Here is a 12,875-nt window from a genome sequence, read left to right as displayed (position 1 = left end):
TTATATAAATTTAAAACATTCACGATTTAGTGAGGCCTATTAAATTCTTGCCTTAGTTATATGAGGAAGGTAGCTGAGATATAAAAGTCATTGCTTAAAAGTGAAACGATTTGGAAAGCGCCAACAGACAGTTCAAAGTGAACATTTGGCGCCATAGTTCATCGCAAATCAGCTCATTATTGCTGTTTTTTCTTTGCAACAAACGTTTTATTGATGATACGCCATTGGTTTTGGCGTTTGTACATGACTAAATAATCAATGTAATGTGTTTTAGGTGTATGAAAATCAAGTTTTACCATAGCCATTTGATCGTCAACAATATCAACGGACAAAATATTAGCTTCCCACTTGTCTTTAGTCGCTTTTTTGAAGTAACCCGAAAACTCGTCTAACGGCACCGATTTGATGCTTTCTTTTCCTGTTTCTTTGCTTTTTGTAATCATTTTTACATGTCCAAACTCTTGATCAAATGCTTTAGCAAGCAGCTTTTGATCTCCATTTGCGGCGCCATTAAAGTAATTATAAGCCGTTTCGACAACAGCCTGATATTCTTTGCCTGTACTAGACTCTGCATGGCTCACTGTAGATGCAACGAATGTTAGAGCAGCAACAGCCACAGAAAGTAATTTTATCATTTTAATTTCCTTACCAATTTATAGGTGGTTATATTAGGTAAACTAACGTATAAAACATCGCTGTATTACCGTATGCGTTGATTTTCATGCTATCAAATAGGTGCCAAAAAATTGCTTTTTCGCTTTCAATACAGCCTGAAGCTCTCACAAAAAAGAGAAAATAAAGTATCTACTCGCATTTGTTATAACTGTCGATGTTCGAGTGTTCACTTTTAATTAGACTTAATTATTCTTGCAGTAATGTCAAAGGAATCAGACAAAGTCCCGCTTTTCCCGGTCAAACGTTAACTTATGGCTCAACGGATTTTTGCAACAACCAAAAGTTAAAAATTAAGCAAGTGTGTATCACGTCAATAGCTATTAACGATCACCGGGTTATGAACGGTTTATTGGTTGCCACTGTAGCAAATCACCTTAAGTAAATTAGCTTTTCATAAAGGGAAAAAATAAGTGGCAAGTAGAGATAAAATTGCCCAGCTAAAAAAACTGGGCAATGCGGTAAGTTACAATAAAGCTAACTCTTTATAGGTAGGTTATTTCTGTCGTCCAGTGTTGATCCAAGTGGTAATCACATGGGTAAAGCTGGATATTGACGTTTGATTTACCATCATAGCCTTTAATATCGAGACACATGCCCTGCTGCTTATTGACCAGTCTACCATCAGTTTTCATTTGCCATTGTTGGTCAGGTCGATTTTGACAATCCCAGAATTGTACATTGGCCTTTTTACCACCAGAATAACCCGATGCATCTAAGCATAAGCTTGGTGCGCTTTTACCTTCCACAATATAGGTTGGACGAAGTTCAAACCAGAGCTCATTGCCAGAGGTATCATACTGTGGCACTTTGCCCGTTTTACCAATCTCTCGTTCACCCAAAGGTCTGCCATTTCGCCAAAGTTCAAATACTTGGTCTGGTCCACCATCACAGAAAAATGACTGAACATTTTGGTCTTTCCAAGCTCTCGTTGTTGAACCTTCACCGTCAATACACACTTTTTTGTCGTCTGCTGACCCATATGGTTTAGCTTTATTCACAAATCTAACTCTGGTTGAAAGGTTTCGATTAGAGTCAATGGCTTCATACACTAAGCTTTTTGTTGTTTTAGATGTCCAGCCATACTGGTAGTACACTTGTGAATAAATTTTACCGTGCTTTTCCATCAAGCCTTCATATTCGACGTGAAGGTAGCTTGGGTAGCTAGATTCTGTGCTTCCCGTATTGATTGGCTTTTTCGCTTCAAACTCATGTGTTTGAATATATTGACCATCCATCGTAAATTCTAAAATGACGTTTTTGTAATCATTGTCATAATTGTGCAGACCACCTAGCTGAACATACACTTTGCCATTTGCAATTTCGGCGCCTTGCACATATTGATTGCGACTATATTGAGTCGGAACCTTAAACGCACTGATAGGCTGTATTGTGCTGCTATTTGAATTTAACGATTTAGTGTTGAATGGGTAAATAAATACATGTAAGTAGTTTTTAGTATTTGACTGATAACTACCACTTTGTAAATTTGGAAATGATACTGTAACAGCGTGATTTCCATCCGTTGCACCTGCCCAAGTGTGCCAGCCAGAAAATGACTGCCCATTTGTATCAATCTTAATATTGCCAGTAGAGCGAGTTGGCTGAACTAAGTTGAATATTCTGTCCGCATGCATTTGCCCTGTGGCACAAGGAGAGTGAGTACAGTCATGAAATGCTTGGATTTTATTTGAGAACGCAAAATAGTGACCATCAGCATAATCCCAACCTTGTTTGACTGCTGAGGTTTTATTTAGAGAGTAATCATTGTTTCCGCTCATAGACCAAAGGGAAACTGTAGAAGTATTGTCTACTTGTCTAAACACCACGGTTCTATTCAATCGCGAGTTCCACACAACATCCTGTGTTTGCTCGTCTTTTGAAGGAACATGCCATTTGTGCAATACATCCCATGTTGCCGAATGAGATAGCATAGGCACTGCAAGCAATGCCGGCAGTATCGGTATTAATTTTTTCATTTGTTAAATCCTTTATTATTATATATGCCGCATGTATTCAGAGTTGATTTGATTGCGGCACCTTATTTAACTTAATAACACCAAAAAACACAACAAATTTAACAAGTAAATTAACTTTAAAGATTAAATTTCAACCAAACCATCTCCTTATTAAAATAAAACAATGAAAATTCATATCACATACCTCCTACTTTTGGCTGGACCTATACCGGGGGTATATTCAATTACAATTAATAAGATCAGGCTTGCTATGACGCTTAAAGTAGTAGCGGTAGTGAATTCCAGCACAATGAATCCATAACATACCTTGCGCTAGGCAATTCGCTCTAATTAAAATCTAAAGATCATGGATTAAAAAACAGTTAAGGCGGGCGTGTTCGACTGAGTAATCGTGGTGGCTTCAATGCTACTGTATTAAATGCGCAACAATCTGAAAAGCCGCAAATAACACTCAACGGGTTCTATCTATACATACAGCTTTTTTATTAATCCTTTTTATTTAATAAGCTCTCTAACTGTTTTGAATTCTTATAACATATAAGCGCAAAACGCTCTTGGTTATCAAACTCAATAATGACAACTTCAAAGCCAAAGTAGTTTCTGTACTTAGCTCTTTTAATTTCAGTTAAGCTCTTGATTGCGCTATAGCCAGTCAACTTATTACAAACTTTGATGTCAGTATCACTTACTTCGACAACTTCAGCTTCTCTTGCGCGTAAATAGGCTTGTGGCAAGCCACCTTTGTGTATCCAAAAAAATATGGATATCAAAGTTGTGATACCAACCAAAATAAAATACAAGCCCAGTAAGAAATCTAAAACACCTGTAATTAAAACCAATACAGCGAGAAAAAACTGATTTTTGAATGAGCAACCTGATATTTGGCTCTATCGAACTTGAATTCCGCCATTGCCTCTTCAACCAAGCTATACAATACATGGGCTGAGAACCAAGCTCGCAACTATTAGGTACTCCATATATACGCCCCATTATGTATTTTTTGCCAACACTCGTACTGCTTTTTCAGAACGTCTTTAACCGACGGGGTGACTTTTGTTGATAGCCCTAATGTCTCTAGTTCACTGTATTCGATGAATGATATCGCGATTGCATTCTCAATTTCTGGGCAAACATCTGTAAGACTTAGCACAGATTCTAGAAAACAAAAAACCTCGGTAGCACTTATAGTTTGGTTTCTTAATCCATCAGCTAGAATCGCCAAGCAATTATGTACTTCGTCTTGCCACTCTAGAAGCTCGGGCTCAACTACAGACCAATTCGATATAGCATCTTTACAAAAGGCATTCGCCCCATACACTTGCTGTTGGCCCATTTCCCCTCCGCTATCTAATAGATTGGCCTGAACTTGCTCACTTCAACCATATATCACACAAAATACTCTGCCTTCAGCGCAAAACCCTACTGCTTTAGACAGGTTGCCTCATTTATCTCATCATCGGCTCCAACTAAGTTAGCATATCGACAATACAGGGCCAGATAAACTTAGTATAAGCCAAACCTAACCCAAGGTGCTGATAGATATCATATTGTTAGAGCATGCTGTCAGTGATTGATTGTATATGTTAGCAAAGTAATAGGTGATTTACTTTGTCCAATACATCGAAACATTGACAGAGCGGCTGGCAATACTGGCTTAAAATCCCATGAAATAATGTCATTAACGCACCAATCTAATTTTGAGTAATAAAAGGAAGAGCCTGAATATCGAGAACGTTCACTGACCTCAACGGGAGCGTATCGTTTAAATCAGATAACGGTTCTCAAACCGCATTTTAAAAACCAATACACTGAAATTCATGTCAATTTCAAGATAGTTAATGCAATCAACAGTTTTTGCGTATTCCTTACATCTGCAAAAAGTCGCCTCTAGGGGCATATTTGAGCATCAGGGCCGTTCGACAATCAAGGTGATCTTTCTACTTCCAAGCAATTTGTTTATAAAAAGCATATTAATGAACCCCTAATTGTTAACAAGGAAGTTAATTACCCTTACCTTGTTGTATATTTGCATTTTTCTGTATGGAGCTTGTAAATGAAAAAAAACATAATAACTTTACTGGTGTTACTTCTTAACTTTCCCTTAATAGTGAAAGCACAAACCACATGGATACCTATTTCAAATGGTGGCATATTTTTTGTGATTCCATTTATACCTTCGGTACCTTTTCCTCCGGCCACGAATTTCAACACGAATATTGTTTCTGGCGTTACGTACGTGACTTGGGCAGATATCGAGCATGCCAGTAAATACCAAATTCAAGTTTTAAATAGTCAAGGCCAGTGGGTCGACCTATTTGTTGTGAATGAGAACAAGTTTCTTCTTAGTAAGTTAAGTGGTAACTATGAATTCAGGGTCATTGCCTGCAACATAAATACATGTAAAAACACAGGCCAAGCTTCAATTAGTTTTGCACCTAGAAAAAAAGTGACTTTCATTCACACAGATTTGTTAGGCAGCCCAGTTGCAGAGACCCAAGAGTAGTTAAATTATGAAAATAATAAAGAAAGTTAGTTCGGTAGCCTTTTTTTTAGCTTCAAGTTCGTTGTTAGCGGATACGGGTCACTTACCTGGTAATGGTAGTGGCGAGGACAGCAGTGACTTTTCTTCTGTATTTAAAAGTTACTATAGCGATTTACCTTCTGAAAGTATAAGTATTCAGGATTTAAAGCTAACTCACTCATTTAACATAAAAACGATCCCAGCTGCAAATGGAAGTACCCTTTCTGTCGGATATGAAGTGAAAGGTTTTAAAGGCGGTGCAGTAAATATCTTTAAAAAGTTTAATGGCCATAGACTCGGGGTATCATTGACGGGAACCGCAGTTACCGGAGGAAACAGGACGGCTAGAACCTTTGGCTGTTTAGGTAGTTTATCAGGTCTTGAATTCAATCAACTCGGCTTAGGCTTACCGCAACGGTCGAAACCCTTAGGGTTTAACAGCAGTGATATGCCTTCAGGCACACTTGCATTATTCCATGATCACACCGTATTAAAATGTGAATCATCCAAGCCTGTGATTGTTTTTAATGATGGAACAAAAATCAAATTTGGAACTCGGAAAACTGTACGTAGCAATCAATATTCGTGGAGCCCTGTTTCTATAGAAGATAAATATGGTTTAAAAATTGATTTAACTCAACAGAATATTAACTTTAACGGAGTTCAAGTAAGAGAAGTTAATAGCTCTCAGACTAAACAATTGATTGTTGATGATAATAATGAAACCTATATAACCACATTTAATTTTAATCCTAAGGGTGAGATAAGTACAGTTATTGACCCAGAGCAACGGGTTACCACTTTCACTCATACCGGTGCTTTTAGCGGTGCATTAACTTCTATCGCTAGTATTACTTTTCCTTCTGATTTGAAAGTTGAGTATACATATCAAGGCTATTGGGAGGACAGTAGAAATAGCCTTACTGTAAGCTCTAAAAAGATTACTGGGCCAAATATTCAAGAAAGACGTTTTCAATATACCTTAACTTCGCCAGAAGTAAATTATCCAGGCTTAGAAGGTCATATGTCGATCTCTTATGAGTATGACGTAGATGGTAACTCACACGCTTTGACTAAAGTCAACTATATTCATTCTCCAGCCGATTACGGTGCTCGAATATACAAACAGGAAATATATAAAGGTCCTTATTTAAATGTAGGTTGGGTGCATAATAAACGATGGGAAGAAGGTGAATTGCTCGCCAAAAGAGAAACTCAATGGGAGCACTACTTTCTTGGCAGTAGCGGGTGTTATAAGCAACTTATAGGTCCTTACTTTATAGTTACACCAACTAATTGTTCAAGTGTGCGCAAATCAAAAGAATACACGAGTTATAAGGTAAACGACGGTTACGATACGTTTTTCACTGATTATTTGACATATGGTAGATATAGCGGCTTAACAAAGCAAAAAGAAGTCTTTTCAAGCTCTTCTACTTTGCCCGCAAATCGAATTGATTCACAAGTTTTTTCTGGCGCTACCAAGTATACAAAAAATTCGTACTCTCACAATAAAACCCATTGGATAACAAACAACCTCAATAAAAGGGAGTATTCAAGCAGTGATAGTGGTTATGTTGCAGAGACTCAATTTACCCTTGAGCCGAATACGCTAGACATTAAACATAAATATAGCTTTGGACAACTGAAAGAAAGTTATTCTTATCATGCAACTGGAAATTCAAAGGGGGCGTTAAAAAGTAAAACACTTAATCATAACCGTTTATCTGGTAGCGGAAAAATAACAACTACTTACAGTGCAGATTACAACGCGAACGTACCAAGGAGAACTACTTCATACAAAGCCACTTCTGATAGTACTGTCCAAGAGGTAATGTCAGCGGATTCATTTGGTAATATTCTAGAGTACACCGATAAAAAAGGTACTAAGTCTCAATACAAATATGACAAATTAGGGAGGCTGGTTTCTGAGAATACAGAGAATGATACGAATTATGGGCGTACATGGCTAGGGACCCTTTATAGTTGGGATGATACAAATAATAAGAAGACAATAACGCATTGTACATTAAACAACTCGATGTCTGGTTGTGCTGCAAACTCCGAGCTACAAATTGAAGAGACATATAATGCATATGGTCAAATTATTCTGAAAAAATATCGAGATTTAAAATACCCAACAGCACTTAACAATACACGTTACAAAGTCTTTAGCTATGATAAATTTGGGCGTCTGGCGTTTGAGTCAATAATGAGTGACAGTCAGACAGAAACGATTGGTACAAGTTATCATTACGATTTTTTAAATCGCCGTATCAGAACTGATCAATCTGGCTTGGGAACAATTTACTATCGCTATTTGTCAGGTCATAGAATGGAAGAGACTGATGGCAAAGGTAATAAAACGACTAAAACTTTCCTCAGCTATCACGGGCCCAATTATAAGAATGTTATACAAGTTGCCTCACCTGAGTCGATTTTAACAACTTTACAAAGAGACGTGGGTGGCTTTATTAAATCGATTACTCAATCTAATGAAGCGCCAACAAACTCAGGTGGGGGAAACGGAGGTGGCAATGGAGGTGGTGACGATGGTGGAGTTGAGCCAGATCCACCAATTTGTGACATTATAGACCCTCTGGGTTGTCATGATCCTCGTGTTATTAACCCAAGCAACGTTTATTCTGCAAGTTCAGCAAATAAAGTTTTAAAACAAACAGAAACTCGTATATATGACTCAAACAAACAACTATGCTTAATAAAGCGAGCAGATGTTGGTAACACTGTCATGAAGTACAATGCACTAGGCCAATTAGCATGGAAGAAAAAAGGCACTAGTTATAATGCATGTTTAACGTCTGCTCCCGCAGGAAGTGTACACTTCACCTATAATAATTTAGGTTTACTACATAAGACTAACTACTCAGGAACGGCTTTAGATCTAGAACAGGGGTATGACAATAATGGAAATTTAACCGCACTCATTAAGTCTAATGTTACTCAAATTTATACATATAATAACAAGAACTTGATAGAAACTGAGATTATAACCATCTCTGATCAGACTCCTATCTCACTGCAATATGATTATGATTCTGTGGCAAACATTAATGCTATTACTTATCCAGATGGATCAAAAGTTAAATATATGCCAAACGCATACGGCGAGGCACAGTCGGTCGCCGCTTATAATAGTAACAACATACTGCAGCAGAGCTTTATTAAAAATGTAAATTATTACCCCAATGGTATGGCTAAGAGCTATGAGTTCAGCAATGGCGTAAAACATAACCTAGAGCTATACACGGATAGTAACTTACCTAAAAGGATAACTGATTTAAAGACGGGTAATAATGCTTTAGATTTAACATATAGCTTCGATAATAATGGAAACGTTAAATCTATATTAAATGGCATTGATTCAGGCTATTCTATAACAAGCATGCAATATGATGGTGTTGATAGACTCACCAAAGTAACCGCTGGTAGTAAAATAGGCAATAGTGATATCGATTATGATGTGCTGGGCAATATTACAAGCTATTCAAGTAAAAACAGAAGTCTTGCATATACCTACAATGCAGATAACAATCGACTCACCTCTGTTTCAGGAGTAAGTGGTAAATATAACAACATCAGCTATGACAGCAGAGGAAATATCACAAACAATGGGAAATACTCATTAAGCTTTAATGATGCAAACCAAGTAACAACAGCGAATGGTAATAATTATTTATATGATGGTTTTAATCGTAGAGTCAAAAAAGTAGAAAGCGGTAAAACCGAATACAGCATATTTAATCAAAGCGGCCGACTTTTATTCAACCAAACAGGTGCACTCACTGGAAATGGTATTAACTATATTTATTTAGGCACCAAGTTGATTGCAAAGTACGGCAACGTACCAACTGTTTCCTTAGCCAACAGTAGACAACATTATCGACCTTTCGGTGAAAGTATAGAAGGGGCTAGAGATACTATTGGGTACACGGGCCATGAGTTTGACGAAAACCTCGGTTTAAACTACTTGCAGGCACGATACTATGATCCAGTCATAGGTCGCTTCTACTCGAATGATCCGATCGGAGCACTGGGACACTTAAATAGCATACAGGGAATACAAGGCTTTAATAGATATGTATACGCTAAAAATAACCCTTATAAATATATAGACCCAGATGGAAAAGCCGCCCATTGTGTAGCAGGACCTTTAGGGTTTGGCATATGCGTGGCCCAAGTTGCAAATGCTGCTCACAAAGCTTATAAAGCGTATAAAGTTGGAGTTGCAGCTGGAGTTGCGACGGCCGTAGTTTTGAATGAGTCTTCTGAAAATGCCTCTCAAGGACTCCCCGATTTGACAGGATTAAGTGGCGAAGTGGCAGAAGATGTTTTGGGTGACAATGGATTTGGGAAAACTAAAACGACCAAAGGCGGATACCAACAATGGGATCATGAAGATGGTAGTCAAGTTTGGGTGAGACCAAATGGTGAAATTGTGAGAACTGGGCCTAAGAGACCCCAGAAAAATAATCCTAATGGTAAAAAAGTTAGGGATAGATACGGACCAGATGGTCAGCAAATTCCCCATGAGCCGGGAAAAGAGACCCACAGTACAGGCGAAAAAGTTCAATTTAAAGTAGTTCGTTGTTTTCACTCGTTGCGAAACTGTTAGAAATCAAAATATATATGAGATAATAAAACGATGAAAGACATAAAAATAGGCGCTGCATCCAATGCATTTTGGCTGATTGGTATGAACCTAGATGTGGTAAACGGCTACATTGTCGCATCTCTAGGAGAATCACCAGATTCTGAAAAAGTTGCTTATATTCTCTTTTTCGATGAATTAGCAGACGTTGAGATAGTATACTTTGATGATAGTGTCGGCGATTATCTTTCAAGCTTTCTGGGTTTAGTTGGAGATGACTGTGGGAATTATGTTTTTACTACAGATGCCTTTGAGGTTTCGTTTAAAGCACAAAAATTTTCTCTAGAGGAAAAGTAAGTTAGTAGCCACTTTTAAATTAAACGTCCGCTTAGAGCAATAAGCGGACTCTCAGTTTTGTGTTATGCCTTAACTTCTCTTACACAATGATTTGTTTGCCTGCCTTCTTCTACGGTAAATTCGAATGAATCTTTAGCTTGATTTATAATAACGCCAACTTCTTCACTTAAGAGATGTTTTTTAAATTCCTCTACAGCTGCAGCACCAAATATTTCCTTACCTTTTACAACTTCTAAACTCACATTGTTTGGTACAACTTTCATGTTCACACCGTCAACAAAAAGCGAACCAGCTTCAACTGTTTTCAATTCTATTTTTGGGATTTCACTTATTCCTGTTGGCACCACTATATGGCCACGACGAGTGAACCTAGTTTCATCTTTATCGACGATAAATAAGAATGATGTGTCCATCTTACTAGGGAGCTCAGTTTCAGTTGTGATACTACAACTCCATGAACCAGATAATTGCCCTTTTGCAGAAACAAAATTAGAATATAGACTTATTAAAATAGTTAAAATAATTACTTTAAACACAACACCCTCTGATAAAAAACGCTTTTTGCATACTCTTGCATATGACTAGCTGTTCAATCTATGCAATCTTTACCGACTTTAAACACTTAACCAAGTATTTGATAATTTCTTCAAGGTTGACTAAATTTCCGACGACCTAATTAAAAAAACTCGATTTTGCAATTGTTAAACCGCTTGTACATTCACCTACCACTTGGCATTCTCCTTTAAATGCTTTGTAATAGATTTTGCAATGTCCCAGCGTGGAGTATTACTTGAATTAGTAAGTAGGATCAACGCATTTTTACTATCGGGGTAAGTAAGAATAAGTGATTTATAGCCTCGGATACTACCTGGATGTCTGGCGATTTGAACATCTGAACTTTTATACACTTGCCAACCCAACCCCATATATATCTCCCCCCATGAAGTTTTCACTTGAGGCCGCAACATCTCTTTGTATGTTTGCTTTTGCAAAATGGACTGCTCTTCTGTAAGTGTCAATACAAGCCACAGGCTTAAATCATGAGCACTTGAAATTAACCCTTCACTTGGGTTAAATGATGGATCATAAGGCCTCTGCTTTGACTTATCTATTAACTTACCTTTATATGTGGGTTTAGACTCAAAAAGGTATGAATTTTTGCCATTGAAGTAGCCACTTTTATCCATTTTGGCAGGCATTAAAATTTTCGTGTGTACGTACTGTTCATAACTTTCTCCAGAAACAGTACTGATGAGCGCACCTAAGATATTATAATTAGTATCACTATATTCGAAATTTTTATTTTCTACATTTATCAGTGACGATTTTTTGACTATATCCAAGTATGAACTTACCGTTCTATGCTTTTCAAAATTTACTGGTTTGACTTTGTCACTTAAACCTGAAGAATGAGTAAGTAGCTGTTTAATCGTAATATTGCTTTGTGCAAAGCTTGGCAAATACCGACCGACCTTGTCATTTAAATCTATTTTCTTGTTTTCTACGAGTTGCATGATAGCTTGCGCAGTAAATAGCTTTGAAACTGAAGCTATACGGTACAGCGATTTTGAGTTCGTTGCTGTTTTCTTCTCTTCATCAAGAAACCCGAAACCTTTTATATAAGTTACTTCACCAGAAGTTATAATTGCTACAGACATAGAGGGAATATCATTTTTGATACGAATAGTCTCAAGTGCAGCAGTCAACTCGTTATAAGTATTCTCTTTATTAGCGAATACATTAAAGGACATGGATAACAATAGTATTAAGATTAATAGATACACTCATCCTCCTTATGGGACATTCGCTAGTATACCCGGTGTAATATAGTCAGGTTATTACGAGCAGACACTAAGTCACAAGCACGTTCTAGCTTTTTTGACGGCAACCACATCTTCAGTGGTCCCCCGAAAAATGCCATCTTAGCTATTGGATATTTAAATTAATATTGTCGCTATTCCGTTGTCCCGTCAAGTACGAACTATCGAACCTATAAACACACGTAACAGTGAGGTTATCTATATAATAACAATATCAAGCTTATTGGCTGTTGATACATTGAGCACTAGTTGATTCTGAGTTGAGATACAACAATTCATAAGAAGGCAGGACAGGTTTATGAATTGCAGCGCAGCCAAGCTCTAGCAGCCCCGCACAAAGGGAAAGTCGATTATTTTCAATGCACATCCCTTAAATCTCAATGTCTTGATATAGGTACATTAGGCTTGGTTATAATTGAAGAATTTAAGGTTGGATTTCATTTATACAAGTCCAAGAGTATGACTTGCGAGCAAAGGGACGAGCTATATGGCAAATATAACTTATGTAACATGACAAATCTCCAACAGCTCGCGTCTACTTTTCCACTCAAAAAGCGCTAGAACAATCACAAATATACCCTCCATACATATAAACGCTAGACCAATAAGACTTGCAGTTTGGAAATAATGCAAAACGATTGCGACACATACCACCGCCCATATGATATTTGCCGTTACCAATAAAGAGATAGATGCAGAATTTCTCCTATTAGAAAAAGCAAGCGTTAGAGCATATACACCATAACAAACATTTGCAGTTGCCAAAAAATGAACTGTTGGATCAGGTAAGCGATACAGGCTGGCAACCCAATCTTGTAAGAGAAACAACAGCATGCCCATCGTTAACCCCGCGCTGCCGTCTAAGTGCAAAACATTTAGCTTATTCATAATATTCATCTGTGACGCCTAACGTTAAG

10 protein-coding genes are annotated in these 12,875 nt (G+C 37.5%); 3 read left to right on the top strand and 7 right to left on the bottom strand.

Annotated features, from left to right (window positions below):
* Nucleotides 1–176: 176 nt before the first annotated feature.
* From MHN81_RS06140 to MHN81_RS06125, 4 genes are all read right to left on the bottom strand, one after another.
* Nucleotides 177–635: a nuclear transport factor 2 family protein gene (locus MHN81_RS06140; RefSeq protein WP_239425292.1), complete on the bottom strand. Its 459-nt coding sequence runs from the start codon at nt 633–635 to the stop codon at nt 177–179.
* Between the two features lie 522 nt (nt 636–1,157).
* Entirely contained in the window at nt 1,158–2,651 is a 1,494-nt protein-coding gene (locus MHN81_RS06135) for an RICIN domain-containing protein (RefSeq protein WP_023398035.1), read from the bottom strand.
* A gap of 485 nt (nt 2,652–3,136) precedes the next feature.
* On the bottom strand, nt 3,137–3,421 hold the full coding sequence (locus MHN81_RS06130) for a hypothetical protein (protein WP_155250719.1): 285 nt from the start codon (nt 3,419–3,421) through the stop codon (nt 3,137–3,139).
* Nucleotides 3,422–3,615: 194 nt separating this feature from the next.
* Nucleotides 3,616–3,984, bottom strand: a complete 369-nt coding sequence (locus MHN81_RS06125; protein ID WP_023398037.1) for a hypothetical protein — start codon at nt 3,982–3,984, stop codon at nt 3,616–3,618.
* Between the two features lie 720 nt (nt 3,985–4,704).
* Between MHN81_RS06125 and MHN81_RS06120 the strand changes: the two genes are divergently transcribed.
* From MHN81_RS06120 to MHN81_RS06110, 3 genes are read left to right on the top strand one after another with little or no spacing between them, the layout of a single operon-like run.
* The gene (locus tag MHN81_RS06120) at nt 4,705–5,154 is read left to right on the top strand and encodes a hypothetical protein (RefSeq protein WP_023398038.1); all 450 of its coding nucleotides are present in this window, start codon (nt 4,705–4,707) and stop codon (nt 5,152–5,154) included.
* A gap of 7 nt (nt 5,155–5,161) precedes the next feature.
* Entirely contained in the window at nt 5,162–9,805 is a 4,644-nt protein-coding gene (locus MHN81_RS06115; RefSeq protein WP_239425291.1) for an RHS repeat-associated core domain-containing protein, read from the top strand.
* 30 nt (nt 9,806–9,835) lie between these two features.
* A complete protein-coding gene (locus tag MHN81_RS06110; protein WP_023398040.1) occupies nt 9,836–10,138 on the top strand; it encodes a hypothetical protein in 303 nt (100 codons plus the stop codon).
* Between the two features lie 62 nt (nt 10,139–10,200).
* On the opposite strand, the gene MHN81_RS06105 is transcribed toward MHN81_RS06110, so the two are convergent.
* The 3 genes from MHN81_RS06105 to MHN81_RS06095 form a co-directional block, all read right to left on the bottom strand.
* Nucleotides 10,201–10,674 carry a hypothetical protein gene (locus MHN81_RS06105; RefSeq protein WP_023398041.1) on the bottom strand — a complete coding sequence of 158 codons (474 nt, stop codon included), beginning with the start codon at nt 10,672–10,674 and terminating at the stop codon, nt 10,201–10,203.
* A gap of 186 nt (nt 10,675–10,860) precedes the next feature.
* Nucleotides 10,861–11,922: a serine hydrolase domain-containing protein gene (locus tag MHN81_RS06100; RefSeq protein WP_023398042.1), complete on the bottom strand. Its 1,062-nt coding sequence runs from the start codon at nt 11,920–11,922 to the stop codon at nt 10,861–10,863.
* A gap of 537 nt (nt 11,923–12,459) precedes the next feature.
* Complete coding sequence (locus MHN81_RS06095) at nt 12,460–12,855, bottom strand: hypothetical protein (RefSeq protein WP_239425290.1); 396 nt, start codon at nt 12,853–12,855, stop codon at nt 12,460–12,462.
* Between the last annotated feature and the right edge of the window lie 20 nt (nt 12,856–12,875).

The organism is Pseudoalteromonas sp. Of7M-16 (genome assembly GCF_022347805.1).
Classification (GTDB): domain Bacteria; phylum Pseudomonadota; class Gammaproteobacteria; order Enterobacterales; family Alteromonadaceae; genus Pseudoalteromonas; species Pseudoalteromonas luteoviolacea_F.
Note: the sequence above shows the minus strand (reverse complement) of the source record. Positions and strands in the feature narration are given on the sequence as shown.